This window comes from Candidatus Eisenbacteria bacterium (assembly GCA_016930695.1).
Lineage (GTDB): Bacteria > Orphanbacterota > Orphanbacteria > Orphanbacterales > Orphanbacteraceae > JAFGGD01.
In genome coordinates this window covers 74,824-93,191 of the sequence record JAFGGD010000044.1, presented here as the reverse complement: position 1 = coordinate 93,191, position 18,368 = coordinate 74,824, and the positions used below count along the sequence as shown (strand labels likewise).

Sequence of the window (18,368 nt, the reverse complement as noted above, 5' to 3'; positions counted from 1 at the left end):
GTAGATGCCGATGTTCGCGTCGTCCCAGTGGTTGCCGCCGGCGTGTCCCGCGCGGAACGCCGCCTTCCGCGGGTACCAGAGAAGGCGCGAGCCGGCGCCGGCGGTCTGGAGGGTGTCCCCCGCGTCGAAGGTCCCTGTCGCGAGGATCCCGCCGTCGCCGCCGAGGCTCAGCTTGAACTCGGGAGTGGTCGTTCCGATTCCCACCTTGCCGGGGACCGCCGCGTACAGGTCGTCTCCGGAGACGGTCCAGTCCCCGTCGTCCACCGAAGCCCCCTCGTCGTCCGTTCCGTCGGCGAAACCGGCGGGAACGTTCTTCAGTTTCGTCCAGTCCACCGGGTTGGAGGGGTCGTTGATCGTTCCCGCGCCGGAGAGTTCGGTCTCGGTGAAGTAGAGGTCGTCGTGGTCGTGCGCCGGGAAGGCGCCCGCGACCCCGGCGCTCTCCGCGAAGGCGGCGGCGGCGGCCACCGCCGCGTCGTCCGCCGTCCCCGCGCGCATCGCGAAGAAGGCGCTCCCCATCGGGCGGCGCGGCGCGAGCTCCGGGTCCATGCCGACGGTGAGGCCGAGCCAGAGATCGTTCATCGCGATCACGCTGTCCGGAATCGCGACGGTCCGGCCCAGGATCACCTGGAAGAGGCCGTCTTCCACCTCGACGCCGGTCCGCGGCTCCTCCCAGAGGACCGGGCCGGCGGCGCTGCTGTCGCCGTAGAGGCGGAAGGTGAGGTCGTAGACGCCGGTCGGGAGCGAGCCGCTCGTGTCGGCGAGTGTTCCCTGGTAGTGCATGACCCGCGGCGTGTCCGCCCCGGCCGGAAGGGCGAGGGCGAAGAAAAGAAGAAGCGCCGCGGCGGGGAGGAATCGCCGTCTGCTTCGCATGAGTTTCTCCTTTATCGAATCGGTGCCGGAACCCTTTTCCCTCGATTCGCTCGCGAAAAGAGAATGGGGTGCCGATCGGTTCCGCCTGTTCACGTTTTCGTTCACGTACCCGTACACGGATCGAATTCCGTAGTCGGTACCAGAACCCTTTTCCCTCGCTTCGCTCGCGAAAAGAGAATCAGGTACCGACGGGCCCCTGAACGGGAAGGGAGAGTAAGCGTTCATTTCTTTACCTCCCTTCACGGAGCGCGGCTCGCTCTTCGTAGTCGCGGCTCTTGCTCTCGGGATAGCCGTACGCCTCGGGGTAGAGGAGCCGTCCCCGGGGGCAGATCCCGCCGTCCGGCGGCTTGCCCTCCTCCGTCGGGCGATCGAGTCGGCGGATCACCGGATCGTCCCGGCTCGCCGTCACCATCCACGCCACCTCCCGGCCCGGCGGGCCGGTGACGGTGAAAGCGTTCCGCCGGGCGTTCCATTCGGCGCCGGCGAGGAAGGGTCGGCCGATCGCCGTGAGGCTCACCATCGCCTCCTCCTCCTTGGCGAGCGCCTCGAAGTAACCGGGCAGCGCGACCGTCCCCTCGCCCGCGCCGTCCAGCTTCATCTTCCCCCGGTAGATGAGGAGGTGCTCCGGCGATTCGGTGAAGCTGTGCCGGAGCAATTTGTTCTCCGGGTCGAGGGGGTGATCGATCAGGAAGGTGCCGCCAGCCTTCGAAAGGTTGCCGGCGACATAGACATTCCCGTCGAGTTTCGCGGCGTAGGAATTGACGCTGCTGGCGAAGAGGGCCCGGTCGTTGGTGCTGTAGCCGACGAGCGCCTCCTCTTCCTGCGTGATCGACCGGAGGCCGTAACTCGAATCGCTGAAGACGAGAGCGGCGGTGGTGTCGACGCTCTGCACGCGAAGAGCGACCCTGTCTCCGTTCAGGATCACGTAAGACGAATCATCGCCGTCCGGCTCGCCGGAGAAGAGGGTCGTGCCGTCACTCTCCATCATGAAGCGTTCGTTCTGGCCGAGGGCGGATCCAGTGCCCACCCTCAGTTCGGCAGCGAACAAAGAGGTCCCGACATGCCACCGCTGTCCCGTGTTGAAAACGAGAGTGGGGGCGCCCTGCCCGTACAGGTTGACCGTCCCGGGGAACCCGCTCGCCGGTCCGATCCCGATCGACCACCTTTCGAAATCGCCCTTGATCAGGACGTCGTTGATGGTGGAGTCGTTGGCGATGACGAGGGAGTCATCTCTAACCGGCATGTGCCTGCCGGCTTTATAGCCGATCGTCACCGAATGATGACCGCCGGGTGGATCGCCGTTTCCGAAGGCGGAGCGATAACCGATGGCGGCGGTACCGGGGACTCCGTGGGACGGTCCGCCCGAGTAGGCGCCGATTGTCGTCGTTCCTGTCCCCGAGCGCCCCCCCTCGTGCCCGACGCATGTGGTTTTCCTCGTTCGCAGAACAAGCCAAGGAGGACCAGGATTCACGGGTACCCACATACCCGAATGGGATCCGATCGCGGTGTAGTCCCGAGCGCCGCCCGCCGGGCGAACGGCATACGGTCCGATCATGACCTCACGGTTGGAGCATCTAAAGCAAATCCACCCGGCGTCATCAGGGGGATGCCGAAGCGAGTCCGTGATCCACAGGTAGGATGAATCCCCCGCACCTCCCATCTGCGCATAGATGTCCTCGCCGATCCGGAACATCGAATCGGCGCTCACGATCCCCGACACGTCCAGATCCGTCGCCGTCCCGGTCATACCGACCCGTACATCCCCCTCCGGCTCGAGCCCCAAATCTCCCTTGTCGGTACCGATCCTGCCGTCCGTTCCGTCATGGGTGACTTCGGTGTAGACACCCCAGTCGCTCATCGCGCTCCCCAGGACGCGGAGGATCGCATCGTACGAACGGTTTTTACCGTTCTCGCTCGCGAGGTAGAAAACCTCGTCCTGGGCGTCGTCGCCGGCGACGACCTGTTCCGCATTGCCCTCGAAACGGATCCCGGGGCGACTGTTGCCCCCGTTCGAGTCGCGGAGGATGAGCGTGCCGTTCGCGCCCCCCGGATTGGCGACACGCATGTCGCCCTCCACGTCCAGCTTGAAACCGGGTGATGAGGTCCCAACGCCGACATCTCCCGAGAGACCGGGGTAGAGGTCGCCTCCGTTCACGACCCAGTCGCCGTCGTCGAGGGCGGGCGGGGAGGTCCAGGTCCCTTCGCCGGCGGCGTCGGAGCTGAACACGTAGCCGTTCGCCGCGCCGGTCGGCATCTCGAATGCGTCGGCGCGCATCGTCCCGGCCACGTCCAGATCCGCCGCGGGTGTGGTCGTCCCGATGCCGACCCGCTTCTCCGGTCCGCCGACGAAGAAGGTCGCCGTCGTGTCGCCGAAGCCGATCAGGAAGGATTCGTCGATGGCGTTGGTCAGCCGATCGCCGAGATCGATCCCGGTGCCGAAGGCGAAAGCCCGGTCCCCGGTGACGACCAGGTTCCGGCCGAAGGCGGCCGATTCTTCGCCGGAAACGCGCACGCCGTCCCCGAAGGCGACCGAACGGTATCCCATGTAGTCGTCCGTCCAGTCCGATCCGTGGCTCGCCTCGCCCGCCCGGAAGGCGGCCCGCCGCGGATACCAGAGCATCTGCGCCCCGAGATTCGTCGAGTCGAGGTCCACGCCGTTGTTCAGGGATCCTTCGGCGATGATGCCGCCGTCGCCGTCGAGGGTCAGTTTCATGAGCGGCGTGTCGGCGCCGATCCCGACATGGCCGTCCACGTTGGCGATCATGTCGTCGGGGCCGATGTGCGTGACCACCGTCCAGTCGCCGTCGTCCTCCCCCCCCGGATCCGCCGGCTGCCAGGTGGCGTTGCCGGCCGCGTCGGAGGTGAGTACGTGGCCGTCCGTCGCGCCGGTGGGGATCTGCAATGAATCGGCGCGGAGTTTCCCCGCCACGTCGAGGTCCGCCGCGGGCACGGTGGTTTTCACGCCGACCCGGTTCTCCGGGCCGCCGACGAAGAGCGCCGCCGTGGTGTCGCCGAAGCCGATCGCCAGGGAGTTCTCGATGTCGTTCACCAGGCTGTCCGGGTTCTCATCGTCGATGCCGGCGCCGGCCGGGTCGTCTTTCGCGGGGAACCAGGGGACGCCGGAGCCGATGGCCATCGCGCCCGCCGACGGGCCGGCGCGGAGGAAGGAGCCGATCGCCATCCCGCCCGTTCCGAGGGCGGCGCCGGTCCGGCCGAGGGCGGCGGAGAAGGCGCCCGCCGCGGTGACGCCGCTCCCCGCCGCGAAGGATGCGGTGCCGTCGGCCGCTCCCTCGCCGAGGGCGACCGAGGCCTGCCCCGTGGCGCGCGCGTTCTGTCCGAGGGCGATCGAGTAGGCGCCGATGTTGCCGTCGTCCCAGGCGTTGCCGTCCACGTATCCCGCGCGGAAGGCGGCCTTCCGCGGGTAGAAGAGGAGGCGCGTGCCGCCGCCGGAGGCGGCGAGCGTGGCCCCCGCGCCGTAGACGCCGTTCGCGATGAGCCCGCCGTCGCCGAGGACGCTCAGCTTGAACTCCGGCGCGGCCGTGCCGATCCCCACCTTGCCGGGGACCGCCGCGTACAGGTCGTCGCCGGCGATCGTCCAGTCCCCGTCGTCCAGGGCGCCCCCTTCGTCGTCGACGCCGTCGGCGAACCCGGCGGGAACGCTCTTCAGCTTCGTCCAGTCCACAGGATTGGAGGGATCGTTGATCGTTCCCGCGCCGGAGAGTTCGGCTTCGGTGACGTAGAGGTCGTCGTGGTCGTGCGCCGGGAGCGCGCCGGCGACGGCGGCGCTCTCGGCGTAGGCGGCGGTCGCCGCCGCGAGGGCGCTGTCCGCGACTCCCGCCCGCATCGCGAAGAAGACGCTTCCGATCGGCCGCCGCGGCGCGAGTTCCGGATCGGCGCCGAGGGTGAGGCCGAGCCAGAGGTCATTCGCCGCGATCACGCTGTCCGGGATCGCGACGGATCGCCCCAGGATCACCTGGAAGAGGCCGTCCTCCACATCGACGCCGGTCCGCGGCTCTTCCCAGAGGACCGGCCCGGCGGCGACGCTGTCGCCGTAGAGACGGAAGGTGAGATCGTAGACGCCGGTCAGGAGCGCGCCGCTCGTGTCCGCCAGCGTCCCCTGGTAGTGCATGACCCGCGGCGTGTCCGCCCCGGCCGGAAGGGCGAGGGCGAAGAAAAGAAGAAGCGCCGCGAGAAACAGAAGGGGTCGTTTCTCTCGCATGGGTCTCTCCTCGTATCGTCGGCGCCGCAGCCCTTTTCACTCGTTTCGTTCGCGAAAAAGAAACAGGCGCCGAAAGGCCGTTTGTTTTTGTTGTATTTATATATAAGTGTTCAACTTTTTTCCTTCTGGTTCTCGTTCCCGTTCCCGCACAAGAAGAGCGCGAAACGCTTGCGGGCGACTCCCTTTCGGTGCCGGAACACTTTTCCCTCGCTTCGCTCGCGAAAAAGAATCCGGGACCCAGGGAGTACTCCTATCTCCCCTCCCGGAGCGCGCGGCGCTCCTCGTAGTCGCGGCCCTTGCTCTCCGGATAACCGTACGCCTCGGGATAGAGGAGCCGTCCGCGCGGACAGGTCTTGTCGTCGGTCGTCTTCATTTCTTCCACCGGACGGGCGAACTGTTTGATCACCGGGTCGTCCCGGTCGGCAAGAACCTCCCAGAAGAGTTCCCGGTTCGGGTCGCCGTACACGGTGAAGCTGGTGAAACCGGAGTTCCATTCGGCGCCGGAGGGGAAGGGCCGTCCGACCGAGGTGAGATGGATCGATGCCTCGTCCTCTTTCGTGAGCGCCTCGAAATAATCGGGCATTTCGACGATTCCCTCGCCGGCGCCGTTCAGCTTCACCTTCCCCCGGTAGATCAGGAGGTTCTCCGGCGACTCGACGAAGTTGTGACGAAGGAGTTTGTTCTCCGGATCCTCGGGGTGATCGATGAGGAACGATCCGCCCGCTTTGGAGATCGTGCCGGTGACCACGACGCTTCCGTCGAACCACGCGGCGTACGAGTTGTCGCTGTGCGTGAAAAGCGCCCGATCCTCGGTGCTGTAACCGACGAGCGCCTCCTCCTGCTCCGTCGTCACCCGGACGCCGGTGCCTGCATCGGTGATCACCCGCACGCCGATGCCGTCCTCGCTCACCGCGTGGATGGCGGTGCCGTGATCCGCTTCCGCGGAGATCGCCGTGCCGTCATCTTCGAAGGCGTAGACGCCGCAGGTGTCGTGCGCGATGTGGGCGAAAGTATCGCTGTCGCGCCGGACGTGGAGCTTCGCCTCGGGCGATCCCGTGCCCACGCCGACTCGTTGGCCCGATCCGCCGACGAAGAGTGTCGGCGTGGTGGAATAGAAGCCGATGACGAGGGAACTGTCGGTATCATTCCGGAGAGGCGAATCCCACGTTCCGTATCCGAGAGCGAGGCTGCGGTCGCCCGTCACTTCGACATAGTTCCCGATCGCGTACGCAGCGAGTCCCTCGGCAACGCAATGACCGCCCAAAGCGTATGCGCCTTGTGCGGTCGCTTCGTTTTCGTACCCGATCGCCACCGCATCGCCGGCGGTCGCTTCGCTGAACTCGCCCGCCGTGAAATGACCCCCGCCCGTCGTTCGGCACGATCTTCCGAGGGCGACACCGAAGTCGGTCGCTGCCCGGCTGCCCGCTCCCGCAGCGAATGAATAGTCGCCGGAAGCGGAGCAGAAACGGCCCGCCGCCAGGGAGTAGGAACCCATGCTGTCCTCGGAGGCGTAGTTCAGACCGATACGGGCCGCCCTCCTTTCGGCGTTCCAGTGGATGTTCGCCCCGATGGTGTCTCCATGAACGGTCATGTCACGCCCGTTTGCCGAATCACCCACGGCGAACTCCCCCGCGGGCATGACCACCAGGTCTCCCATGTCGGTGCCGATTCGTCCATTCGTCCCGTCATGGGTGATCTCCGTGTAGACCCCCCAGTCGTTGGGTGCGCTTCCCAGCACCCGGAGAATCGCGTCGTAGGAACGGTTCTTCCCGTTTTCGCTCGAGAGGTTGAAGACTTCGTCCGACTCGTCGTCTCCTGTGATGTAGTGAAGAGAGTTGTTCTCAAACCGGATGCCCGGCCGGTCGTTTCCGCCGTTCGAATCGCGAAGGATGATCGTGCCGTCGGCGCCGCCCTGATTAGCGACGCGCATGGTGCCGTTCACGTCAAGGTCCGTCGCGGGAGCGGTCGTTTTTATGCCGACTCGTTTGTCCGGCCCGCCGACGAAGAAGGTTCCATCCGTTTCGCCGAAGCCGACGAGAAGGGAGTTGTCGATGTCGTTGGTGAGAGGATTGGCCGCATTGATTCCCGTTCCGAATGTGATGGACCCATCGCCCGATGCTTCGACACCCCGGCCGAGGGCGACCGAGCCGGAGCCGATGTTGCCGTCGTCCCACTCGGACCCGAAGGCTTCACCCGCGCGGAATGCCGCCTTGCGCGGGTACCAGATCAATCGGGCACCGCTTCCCGTCGCGGCAAGCATGTCCCCGGAGCCGTAGGTTCCTTTTGCCAGGATCCCGCCGTCGGTGACCCGTTCTCCTTCCTTGACGGGTACCGAAATGCCGATTCCGACCCATCCGGGAACGGCGGCGTTCAGATCGTCGCCCGAGAGGTTCCAGTCGCCGTCGGATGCTGCGGGGGCGATTTCCCACTTCGCATTGCCGGTCGCGTCGGAAGTGAGGACGTAACCGTCCACCGCGCCTGTCGGGATTTGCAGAGAGTCGGTCCGTACCTTGCCCGCCACATCGAGCTTCGCCTGAGGCGTGGCTGTGCCGATCCCCACGTCACCGGAAACGGTTGCGATGAGGTCATTGCTATCGACCGTCCAGCCGACCGGTTGCCAGGAAGCGTTGCCGGAGGCGTCGGAGGTGAGAACCGAGCCGTCCCCAGCGCCTGAGGTTATCTGAATCAGATTCGTCCGTACCGTTCCTGTCACGTCCAAGTCCGCTTCGGGCGAGGTCGTATTCACACCGACACGGTTCGAGGGGCCGCCGACGAAGAAGGCCGGCGATGTCTCGCCGAAACCGATCATGAGGGATTGATCTACATCGTTTTCCAATGGGTTATAGTTGTCGTAGCCTTTCCCGATCACGAAGGAAAAGGCGCCGGAGGCTGTCACGGCGGACCCGAGCGCCATGGACTGATGACCCGGTACTTCCGAGTGCGAGCCGATTGCGCAAGAATAGTTCCCTGCTGCTTCAGAATAGACTCCTGCTGCCAGCGAATAGTCGCCTGAAGCGACATTGTTACCTCCGAAGGAGAACGATCCGCCTCCGGAAGCCCGGTTGTTGTTACCGAATGCGGCCGACCATAAGCCATAGTCGGTGTAGTAGTTTTCATTTGCCGTGCCGGCTCGAAAGGCGGATTTTCGCGGATTCCAGATGAGGCGGCTCCCCCCGATGTAGCCCACCGTATCTCCGATGCTGATCGTGCCGGTGGCTATGATTCCCCCGTCGTCGTCCAAGGTGAGCTTTGCCGGTGGGGAGGAGGTCCCGATTCCCACATTGCCCGAAACGTTGGAGATCAGGTCGTTGCCGTCGATCGTCCAGTCCCCGTCATCCCCTCCGGGTTGCCATGACGAGTTTCCCGAGGCGTCGGAGGTAAGCACGTAGCCGTCAACCGCGCCCGTCGGCATTTGAAACGAGTCGACCTGCGCCTTCCCCGCCACGTCGAAGTCCGTATCCGGTGTGCTTGTCCGAACACCGACCCGGTTCTCCGGACCTCCAACGAAGAATGCCGCCGTCGAGTCGTTGAAACCGATCATGAGAGAGGTGGCCACATCGTTGTCTATGGGATTGTTGATGTCATCGCTCCACCCGATCACCATCGATCCATAACCGGAAGCCCGGACTCCATGCCCGATCGCATGGGATTCCTGTCCAAGCGCCTGGGAAAGGGCACCGATAGCGCAGGAATAGGGGCCGGACGCTTCAGAACTCCATGGACCCGCCATCGAACCGACTCCGGAAGCAATGCTGGAACGGCCGAAGGCGAAGGAATTGTCGCCGGATGCCAGGTGGTGGCTGCCGAACGCCGCTGAATAGTAACCGTAGTCTGTGCTAACGGTTTCGTTCCCCATGCCGGCTCGGATCGCCCCCCTCCGGGGATACCAGATGAGGCGCGTTCCATCGATCTCACCCAAGGTATCCCCCTGAGCGATCTCGCCTGTCGCGACGATTCCACCGTCATCGCCCAATGTGAGCTTGGCCATAGGAACGGTGGTTCCGATCGCGACATTGCCCGAAACGTTGGAGATCAGGTCGTTGCCGTCGATCGTCCAGTCGCCGTCGTCCCCTCCCGACGCGGCGGGTTGCCAAGTGGCATTACCGGTTGCGTCGGAGGTGAGAACATGGCCGTCCACCGCATCGGTCGGAATCTGCAGCGAATCGGCGCGCACCTTCCCCGCCACGTCGAGCTCCGCCGCGGGAGAGGTCGTCTTCACGCCCACACGATTCGACGGACCGCCGACGAAGATCGCCGCCGTGGTGTCGCCGAAGCCGATCGCGAGGGAGTTCTCGATGTCGTTCACCAGGCTGTCGGTCTGGCCGAGGCCGGAGCCGATCACCATGGCGTTCTCCGCCGGGCCGGCGCGGAGGAAGGAGCCGATGGCGATGTCCGCCGTCCCGCGCGCCGAAGCGGACCTGCCGAGAGTGACCGAGAAAGCCCCCGCCGACGTGAGGCCGCTCCCCGCGGCGAAGGAGGCGGTGCCGGTGGTCGTCGTCCCCCAGCCGAGCGCCGCCGAGGCCTGCCCGGTGGCGCGGGTGTTCCGGCCGAGGCCGATCGAGTAGATGCCGATGTTCGCGTCGTCCCAGTGATTGCCGCCGGTGTGCCCCGCCCGGAAGGCCGCCTTCCGCGGGTACCAGATGAGACGCGCGCCGGCTCCGGAGGTGACGAGCGTATCGCCGGCGTCGAAAACGCCCGCCGCGACGATCCCGCCGTCGCCGCCGAGGCTCAGTTTGAACTCGGGAGTCGTCGTTCCGATTCCCACCCGGCCGGGGACTGCGGAAGAGATGTCGTCGCCGTTTACCGTCCAGTCCCCGTCGTCCGCCGCGCCGCCCGCCACGGCGAGGGCGCTGTCCGCGACTCCCGCCCGCATCGCGAAGAAGACGCTTCCGATCGGCCGCCGCGGCGCGAGCTCCGGATCGGCGCCCACGGTGAGGCCGAGCCAGAGGTCGTTCGCCGCGATCACGCTGTCCGGGATCGCGACGGATCGCCCCAGGATCACCTGGAAGAGGCCGTCCTCCACTTCGACGCCGGTCCGCGGCTCCTCCCAGAGGACCGGCCCGGCGGCGACGCTGTCGCCGTAAAGCCGGAAGGTGAGATCGTAGACGCCGGTCAGGAGCGCGCCGCTCGTGTCCGCCAGCGTCCCCTGGTAGTGCATGACCCGCGGCGTCTCCGCTCCGGCCGGGAGGGCGAGGGCGAAGAGAAGGAGAAGCGCCGCGGCGGGGATGAGTCGCCTTCTGCTTGGCATGGGGATTCTCCTTTATGTCTTATCGAATGAGCAGCATCTTGTGGACCGAGGCGCGGCCGCCGGCGGTCATGCGGCTGAAGTAGACGCCGGAGCCGACGCTCCGGCCGGCGTCGTCCCGGCCGTCCCAGACCGCTTCGTGCCGTCCGGGCGAAAGGACCCCGTTCTCGAGGGTCCGCACCGCCCGTCCGCGAATGTCGTAGACGACCAGCGTCACCGGGATCCGTTCCGCAAGCTCGAAGCGGATCGTCGTCAGCGGATTGAAGGGATTGGGGACGTTCGGGAAGAGGCGCGTCCGGAGCATCTCCGGAAGGACGCCGTCCAGCACGCCGGTGGCGATCCGGACGCGCCGCCAGAAGCCGGCCTCCAGACGGATGTCGCCGGAGAACGCCGTCCCGACCGGCGTCGGCTGGGCGAGCGTTCCTTTGTGGATGAATGAATCGTTCGATCCCGTTCCGCCCGCCGATCCGATCACCGACGATTGAAGAACGATCGAGGAGCGGCTCCCCTCGTCCTTGCCGGGGGCAGCCGTCTCGTCTCCGGCGGAAAACGCCGGTAGCAGGAGAACGAGAACCGCGAGGACGCAGATTTCGCGCACGTCGGATCACCGCCTTTCGCGACGAAGAAGCCCGGTGGCGCTTCCGGCCTGTCGGAGCGCCGTCGGATTCGTTATGGATAAAACGAAAACGCCGCCCAACAGGGCGACGCCATGCTTCCTTGCGTTTGGAACCGAACAGGGTGGAGCTTCGGCCGGGTTAGGCGAGCAAGGAGTACTCACGGCTCACATCCGGGTGCTGCAATCCATGCCGTGCGATGGCTCCGGCCGGTCGTCCGGGAACGATCGCGGAGAACGGAGCGGTCTGTTGCCGTTGTTTTTGAGAAGGCGGCCGCTCAAGCGTTCGCATTATAGCACAATATCTCCTTATTTTTCAATACGAAAGAGGCTCTCGGGCATCTGAATGAAATGAAAGCGCACCCGGGAGAACGCGCGCCGCCCGCGCGAGAAAATCCCCGCCGGTGGTATACTGGTTTCATTCTCGCGGACTTCCCCTCTCTCCGCGCGTAAACGGACGATCCTCCGACGTCTGAACGATCCCGACCGGCGGCGGCGCCGGAAGCGAGGTGCCTCATGCGCGCGCATCGACTTTTTCTCATCGCGACCGCGATCCTTCTCCTCATTCTCCTCGCCTGCTCTTCCCGTGACAAACTGGAAAACGCGCCCGGCGGTCCGACCGAGAACGAACTGAACGAAGCGGTCGCGGTCGCGGACAAGCAGCAGGATTACTACGGACAGGCGATGACGGTCGCGGCGGGGGCGGACACCGCCGCGGCGATCGACAGTCTCCTCGCCCTCGTCCAGGCGGACCCGGATGTGGAGTGGGCGGAAAAGACCGACGCCGGCGTCAACGTCCGCTGGAAGTCGGGGATGAACGGCGTGATCGTTCTCCGCCTCCGGAGCGACGGCGGCGCGGCGGCGAAGGCCGCGCCGGTCGGACCCCCGCGCGCCCGTGACGGCGCGCCGATCGGGAAGGCCGCGGAGGGCGGCTACCGGATGCCGAAGAACAAGAAGACACTCGTCTACTCCCCCTGCTACTCCGAGTTCAAGATGTGGGAGGAGGACGTGTTCGACTCGGGGACGGCCGCGCTCCCCCGCGCGGGCTACCAGGACTTCCGGATCCTGAAGGACGAGAAGGCGACTCTGGCGGAGCTGAAGTCCATCGGATCGGGCGGCTACGGGATCGTCCGCATCGCGAGCCACGGCTCCCCCTGGCCGTCGGAGAACGACATCCAGGAAGTCTACCTGATCACCGGCGAGGAGACGTCGAAGGAGTCCTTCGCCGCTAACTGGGAGATGATCGAGCAGGGGCACCTGGCGCCGGGCGCCTATGCCGGCGGAAAACGCTACTTCGCCGACTCCTACTTCTTCGCCGCCCACAACGATTTCGGCGACGGCGCCCCGCTGGTGTCGCTCGGCTTCTGCTTCGGCTGGCGCGGCAACTGGCCGGGGGACATGATGACCAACGCCAAGGCGGGGGCGGTGACCGGCTGGGACTGGGAGGTGGTTGCGAGCAAGGACGCGGCGTACTTCACCGACCTTCTCCATAACATGTGCGACACGAGCCGCGCGATTCCTTTGACCGTGAAGCGGTGGCACGCGACGGGCGACACGAGTTACACCGAGACGGACGGCCGGGTGATCTCCTTCCATTGCAAGGCGCTTCCCGACAGCTTCGGCCTCTGGTCGCCGATCCGGATCGACACGCTGGAGCCCAACATCGCACTCGCCGGCGACACGATCACCGTGGCGGGAACCGGTTTCGGCGCCGCCCCCGGTCGGGTCCTCTTCGACGAGACGCCGGGGACGCCGGTCCTCTGGAGGGATTACGCGATCCGGGTGATCGTCCCCTCCGCAGAGGCCGGGGAAATGCTTGTCTACGTGGAAGCGGCCGACAAGCGGAAAAGCGCGGGCCGACCATTCAACCTGATCGACGACTCGCTGGTGCTGGAGCTGCAAGAGACGAGCTGGACCATGTTCGAACTGTACGTTCCCTGCGGATTCGACGGTGATCAGGCGGGGGACAACGTCTTCGAACACCTCCTGCAGACCATAAGATGGAACGGCACGAGCTTTTCCGGGGGCGAAACGACCCGGGACGAGACCGGGACGCGCCGGCTGGAATTCTCCGGCACGATCGGGCGGGACGGACGGATGCTGAACCTGGTCTACACCGCCGCCGACACGATCACCAATCAAGCCGGCAACCGGACGAACCGGTACGAACACGTCCGGGTGACCGATCTTCCCTACGATCCGACGTTGGGGTTCCGCGTCACCGGTTCCGCCATCCGGAACCATCTCTCGGAAATGCAGTGGCATGAGCGACGATGGGACGCGGAGGGAGCGCTCACCTACGAGTCGGTTTTCCGAGAGGCTTGGTGGGATACACCCGGCTACAAGGCGCTTTCCTGCGATTTCGGGTGGATGCCGTGAGCGCTTCGGCGGCGAATGATCCTCTTCAAATAGAAAGCCGGACGCCCCGTCGCGGGAGAGGCGTCCGGCTTTTTCCGTTCGCGGCGTCGATCCCGTCTACCGGAAAGTCTTCTTGATGTCCCCCCAGGAGGTGCTTTCCGTCGCCATGGTCGGCCTTTCGGCGGTGACGACCAGCTTGAAGCCGTCATTATAGAAGTGGCAGTCCGGATCGAACCCGAAGGCGACCACGCCGTCGACGATGTAGGCGGTGAGATCGCCGAGGATGTCGAGATCGGAAAAGAGGTAGGAGATGTCGTCCCGGCGCCAGGCCCCGTTCGCGTCGTGCCACTCGTCGATCAACACGCCGTTTCCCTCGAAGGCGTCGACGAAATCGTCGTTCCGGTCGTTGGCCCGGTGGACTCCCAGCTCCGCCTCATCCAACAGGTGAATGAAGAGAGTGTTCTCCCCGTTATCGCTGTTGGTGATGCGGGTGATCTGAAGCTCCGCCTCCAGAATCCGCCATCCCTCCAGCTCGGAAACATCGATCCCCCATGTGTAGTATTTCCCGTGCGGCAGGTTTTCGATGTGCTTCGGATTCGGTTCATAGATGAAGGTGTCGGCGAATGCCGTTCCCGCGTGGAGGGTGAGGATACCGAGAATCAGCATCCCCGTTGCGACGCGTCGTAACATACTTTCACTCTCCTGTCTTGAAAGGCTCCATACCCGTGCGGACCGCGCGCGCAGGCGCGCCCCGGCTTCCGGGAAGACTTGCAAGACGCATGCCGGAAAGAGGCGAGGAGCGGCGCCACATCTGATTGTTATTATTGCGGTTGCGGGGTCGTATCGCCGCGCTTCCCGCGCACCCCGCGCGGACGACGCGAATCGGGAGACCGGGTGCGGCAAAAGGGAGTGGAAAGGGAATCCGCTTCTGCAGGCGCTTTCCCTATAATCCCTCCATGAGCGCCGACGCGGAAACCCTCGCTTATTGGCTGATCAAGGAAGTGAATCGCGCCGTCCGAGACCACGGCATGATCCGCGAGGGGGACCGCGTGGCGGTCGGCGTTTCGGGCGGAAAGGACGGGCTCTCCCTCCTCCGGCTTCTCGATCTCAGGCGGCGGAGCGCGCCGGAGAGCTACGATCTGGCGGCGATTCACGTTCCCTGCGACGCCCGCGGCGCGGAGACGCCCCCCCATGAACCGCTTCTCCGCCGTCTCTCGGAGTGGGGGTACGAACGCGACGTGCCGGCGCCGGCGATCCCCATAGGCGAGCCTCTCCCCCTGGGGTGCGCGCGCTGCGCCCATATCCGCAGGCACACCCTCTTCCTCGCCGCCGAACGGCTCGGCTGCGACGTGGTCGCCCTCGGCCACCACGCCGACGACGTGGCGGAGACGGTCCTCACCAATCTCCTCTTTCACGGGCGCGTCGAGGGGATGGCGCCGGCGCGCGATTACTTTGGAGGCCGGATGCGGATCATCCGCCCGCTCGTCTATATCGCGGAGAAGGAGATCGCGAGCTTTGCGCGGGCGTCGGGCTTCCCGCCCCCGCCGCCTGTCTGCCCGTCCGGGGAGGAAAGCCTCCGCGCCTTCGCGCGCCGGATCCTAAGGGAGACGCCTCCGCGGCGGCGCGATATGATCCGCGCGAATCTACTCCGCGTGGGACTCGGCGCGGCAAGGGAAGAAAGCGCGAGCGGAGAGTTACTCTGAAGGGAGAGCCGGCGGGGGAAGGGGAAGAATGATTCCGATACCGACTCTCTCGACACCGGACACCTTCTCGCTTTCCTCGTGAAAAGAGAATCCGGAACCGACGGCGAACCCCTCTCTCCACCCTTGACAGATCGCCCCGAATAACGCATTTCCTGAGGACGGACCCTACCGATCGGAGGTGAACGATGCGACCACGAGGAATCCTGCCCGCCGGCGTGGCGGTTTTTATCGTCTACATGATCCTGGATTGGCTGTTGCACGGCGTCTTTCTGGAGTCCGCCTACAAGGCGTCCCTCCCGCTCTGGCGGCCCGAGGCGGAGATGGGCCGCTACGCCATGGTGATGTGGCTCGGCACCCTCTTCTACTCTTTCTTCTTCGTCTTCGTGTTCACTAAAGGATACGAGGGGCGGGGGATCGCCGAGGGAATCCGCTTCGGGCTCTACATGGGGCTCCTGATCGGCGTGCCGGTCACCGCCGGCTTCTGGGCGAGCATGCCGATCCCGAACGCGATCGCCGGCGGCTGGCTCGCCGGGGGCGTGATCGAGAACATGGCGGTCGGCGCCGTGGCGGCGTCGATCTACAGGCCGATTCTGGGATGAGGTCCGCGACGCTCGTCCTCGCCGCCCTCCTGCTCGCCGGAACGACGGCGCCCCGCGCCTCGTCCTTTCCCTTCGTCGGGATCGGCGCCCGTTACGGCACACTCGCCATGGACGACGTGAACGATCGTATACGCGACATCGACGAGAGCGTCGAAGGCTCGTTCGACGAGATCATTCACGGCAGGGGGTTGAGCGCCGAGCTCGGCATGGTCACTTCGCCGGGCACGGCGATCGTTTTCCGCTGGGAGAGAATCTTCGCCCGCACCAAGGCGGCCGACGCGGCGGGATCGATCGCCTTCGACATGGGCGCCCACGCGATCACCGGCTCGCTGGAAATCCGCCGCTCCCCCGACGGCCGCGCCCTGTTCGGCGCGGGGCTGGGCGGCGGCTTCGTCTATTCCGCCGGCGAGGCGGACCTGAACGGTTTGGGCATCCAAGGCATCAGCGGCGAAACCCGGGGGGCGGGCCCGGTCGCGCACTTCTATGTGTACGGCGAGTTCCCCCTCACCGGCGGTATCTTTCTCGTCCCCTCGGCGTGGTACCGCTACGCCCGCGTGAATCGCCTGGAGATCGGCGGGCGCGATGCCCTCGCGGTCGACGGCACCGCACTGTCCGTCGACTACGGCGGCGTATCGATCGCGGCGTCCCTTCGCTATTATTTCGCGGATTAAAAATTCGGGCGCGCCTTCGCGCTCCGAACGAAAAGAGGGACGCCCCGGCGGAGCGCCCCTCTCGCTCTTCCATCCGGCGGCGCGGCCGCACCTATTTCACGATCGTCTCCCCCGGCGCGAGGATGTGCGGGGTGATCAGCGTGATCAGCTCCGTCTTCTGCGTCGACCGGGTGGTCTTGCCGAAGAGAAGCCCGAGCAGGGGGATCCGCTTCAGCAACGGGATACCCGACTGGGTGTACTCCTCCCGCTCGCGAATCAGGCCGCCGATCAGCAGCGTCTGTCCGTCGCCGATCAGCACGTTCGTGGTCACCTCTGCGGTGGTCTTGCTCGGGAGCCCCTCGTCGATCACGCCGTCCGAAAGCTCGGGATGAATCGTCATCAGGATGTGGCCGTCCCCCGTGATGACCGGCGTGAACTTGAGCTGCGTTCCCGTGTCGAGGAACTGCACCGACTGGATCACCGTGTTGTCCACCACGGTCACCACCGAGAAGCCGAGTTCGCCGCCGATGATGATCTCCGCCTCCCTGCCGTCGAGGGCGAGAAGACGGGGCGCGGCGAGGGTGTTCAGCTCGTCGATCCCCTCGAGCCCCTGCAGGGCGGCGGTGAAGTCCCCCTCCCCCCAGGTGAGGAAGAGCCCCTCCGTGCCGGAACCCGCGGGCGCGGCGAAACCTTCCGCGACGGCGCTTCCGCTCCCCTTGCCGCGGGAGAACAGAGTCGACCAGTCGATGCCGACGCTTATGTCATTGGAGAGGCGCGCCTCGATGATCCGCGCCTCGATCAGCACCTGCCGCGGCGCCCGGTCCAGATCGTCGATCACAACGCCCACGCGGTCCAACACTTCCGGGCTGTCCTCCACGACGATCGTGCGGAGCGGTTCGTAGGCGGTCACCTTTCCGATCGGCGAGAGCATCTCCTCCAAAATCGGCATGAGGTTCACCGGCGTGGAGTAGTCGAGGCGATAGGTGCGGATGTCCCGAAGCAACGACGCGCCGTCGTCTTCCTCGGAGGGGCGGCGCACGTAATAAATACCGGCGCGGTGCGTCAGCTGATAGCCGGCGGCGCCGACGACCGCGCGGAGCGCCTGATCGAAAGGGACCTCGTGCAGGTCGATGGAGACCCGGCTGGTCACCTCGCCGGCGCTGACGATGTTCACTCCCCGGGAGCGGGAGAACATGCTGAGAAGGTCGCGGAGATCCAGGTCCTTCGCGGAGAGGGTGACCGCCTCCGGTTCGTCCGGGAGCGGGGGCATCTCCGCGACGGTTTCGCCTCCATCCCCTTCCTCCGGAGATGTATCCGCCACGGCCGTCTCGTCCGGAAGGGCGGGCGCTCCGCCAGCGGCTTCCGCGGAATCCGCCGCCGCCGCCTCGACCTCCAACGCCACTTCCACGGATGCTTGCGAGCGGGCCCGCATCGCCGGCGGCGAATCGTCCAGCGGCGCGGCGTCCGCCGCGATCGCCGCGGGCGCGAAACCGGCCAGGAGCGCCGCCAAGGCGATCCGGACGGCGTACCGTTTTCGAGGTCCGGTCAACGTCTTCACGACTCTTCTCCCCATGGCAGGCGCAGCTCCGCGCCGTCCCGTTCCAGAATCACGCCGTCCCGACCGATACGGATCACCCGGTATCCGTCGAATTCCTCCCCCTCCGCCATCGGCCGACCGTTCAGGATCGCCTGCCGGCTGGGGCCGTCGATCCAGATCGCCGAGAGCACCGGCGAGCGCGGGCGCGCCGGTCGCCGGGGGGCCGACGGAGTCGCCGCGTTCTCCGCCGCGTCGGCACGATAGGAGCCGCGGCGCGCGGGCGCGAAGAGGTCCCTGTCGAGTCGATCCGCCGGCGCCTCGGGACCCACGATCTCGGAGACGCCGGGCCCGGTTTTCCCCTCCGCCAGCGGTCCCGCCTCGGAGGCGCCGATTCGATCGAGGAGCGAAAGGTACGTGGTCTGAGCATCCTCGGCCGGGTTCGCGCGGAGCGACGCCTCCTTGCGGAGCGGCACGAGGGTCAGGGCGAACACCGCCGCCGCCGCCGCCGCGCCGACGAGCATCGGCCGCCCGCCGATCGCCCGGAGCGCCGATTTGCCGCCGCTTCCCGCCATGA

11 protein-coding genes are annotated in these 18,368 nt (G+C 66.2%); 4 read left to right on the top strand and 7 right to left on the bottom strand.

Going from position 1 to position 18,368, the window contains the following annotated elements; translation table 11 throughout:
* The 4 genes from JW958_10625 to JW958_10610 all read right to left on the bottom strand — a co-directional run.
* Positions 1–870: hypothetical protein (locus JW958_10625; GenBank protein MBN1826712.1), on the bottom strand; the 870-nt coding region annotated here is incomplete at its 3' end.
* Positions 871–1,099: 229 nt separating this feature from the next.
* A complete protein-coding gene (locus tag JW958_10620) occupies positions 1,100–5,089 on the bottom strand; it encodes a hypothetical protein (GenBank protein ID MBN1826711.1) in 3,990 nt (1,329 codons plus the stop codon).
* A gap of 250 nt (positions 5,090–5,339) precedes the next feature.
* Positions 5,340–10,337: a hypothetical protein gene (locus JW958_10615; protein MBN1826710.1), complete on the bottom strand. Its 4,998-nt coding sequence runs from the start codon at positions 10,335–10,337 to the stop codon at positions 5,340–5,342.
* A gap of 19 nt (positions 10,338–10,356) precedes the next feature.
* Positions 10,357–10,932 (bottom strand): hypothetical protein, encoded by a 576-nt coding sequence (locus tag JW958_10610; GenBank protein ID MBN1826709.1) that lies wholly within the window; start codon positions 10,930–10,932, stop codon positions 10,357–10,359.
* Positions 10,933–11,463: 531 nt separating this feature from the next.
* On the opposite strand from JW958_10610, the gene JW958_10605 reads away from it, so the two are divergent.
* Positions 11,464–13,326, top strand: coding sequence for an IPT/TIG domain-containing protein (locus JW958_10605; protein MBN1826708.1), 1,863 nt, complete (start codon positions 11,464–11,466; stop codon positions 13,324–13,326).
* 96 nt (positions 13,327–13,422) lie between these two features.
* On the opposite strand, the gene JW958_10600 is transcribed toward JW958_10605, so the two are convergent.
* Positions 13,423–13,995 carry a hypothetical protein gene (locus JW958_10600; protein MBN1826707.1) on the bottom strand — a complete coding sequence of 191 codons (573 nt, stop codon included), beginning with the start codon at positions 13,993–13,995 and terminating at the stop codon, positions 13,423–13,425.
* Between the two features lie 266 nt (positions 13,996–14,261).
* Here JW958_10600 and JW958_10595 point away from each other — a divergent pair, with 266 nt between their 5' ends.
* The 3 genes from JW958_10595 to JW958_10585 all read left to right on the top strand — a co-directional run bounded on the left by JW958_10595 (position 14,262) and on the right by JW958_10585 (position 16,278).
* Complete coding sequence (locus JW958_10595; GenBank protein ID MBN1826706.1) at positions 14,262–15,008, top strand: hypothetical protein; 747 nt, start codon at positions 14,262–14,264, stop codon at positions 15,006–15,008.
* Between the two features lie 185 nt (positions 15,009–15,193).
* The gene (locus tag JW958_10590; protein MBN1826705.1) at positions 15,194–15,607 is read left to right on the top strand and encodes a hypothetical protein; all 414 of its coding nucleotides are present in this window, start codon (positions 15,194–15,196) and stop codon (positions 15,605–15,607) included.
* Positions 15,604–16,278: a hypothetical protein gene (locus tag JW958_10585; GenBank protein MBN1826704.1), complete on the top strand. Its 675-nt coding sequence runs from the start codon at positions 15,604–15,606 to the stop codon at positions 16,276–16,278. Before JW958_10590 ends, JW958_10585 begins: the two co-directional genes overlap by 4 nt.
* Before the next feature lie 91 nt (positions 16,279–16,369).
* On the opposite strand, the gene JW958_10580 is transcribed toward JW958_10585, so the two are convergent.
* A complete protein-coding gene (locus JW958_10580) occupies positions 16,370–17,815 on the bottom strand; it encodes a hypothetical protein (GenBank protein MBN1826703.1) in 1,446 nt (481 codons plus the stop codon).
* Entirely contained in the window at positions 17,812–18,366 is a 555-nt protein-coding gene (locus tag JW958_10575; protein ID MBN1826702.1) for a hypothetical protein, read from the bottom strand. Before JW958_10575 ends, JW958_10580 begins: the two co-directional genes overlap by 4 nt.
* Positions 18,367–18,368: the final 2 nt, after the last annotated feature.

Bases quoted from the DNA above. Each gene is read 5' to 3' on its own strand.
- JW958_10615 (MBN1826710.1), bottom strand. From the start codon at position 10,337: ATGCCAAGCAGAAGGCGACTCATCCCCGCCGCGGCGCTTCTCCTTCTC.
- JW958_10605 (MBN1826708.1), top strand. From the start codon at position 11,464: ATGCGCGCGCATCGACTTTTTCTCATCGCGACCGCGATCCTTCTCCTC.
- JW958_10595 (MBN1826706.1), top strand. From the start codon at position 14,262: ATGAGCGCCGACGCGGAAACCCTCGCTTATTGGCTGATCAAGGAAGTG.
- JW958_10575 (MBN1826702.1), bottom strand. From the start codon at position 18,366: ATGGCGGGAAGCGGCGGCAAATCGGCGCTCCGGGCGATCGGCGGGCGG.
- JW958_10590 (MBN1826705.1), top strand. From the start codon at position 15,194: ATGCGACCACGAGGAATCCTGCCCGCCGGCGTGGCGGTTTTTATCGTC.
- JW958_10620 (MBN1826711.1), bottom strand. From the start codon at position 5,089: ATGCGAGAGAAACGACCCCTTCTGTTTCTCGCGGCGCTTCTTCTTTTC.
- JW958_10600 (MBN1826707.1), bottom strand. From the start codon at position 13,995: ATGTTACGACGCGTCGCAACGGGGATGCTGATTCTCGGTATCCTCACC.
- JW958_10585 (MBN1826704.1), top strand. From the start codon at position 15,604: ATGAGGTCCGCGACGCTCGTCCTCGCCGCCCTCCTGCTCGCCGGAACG.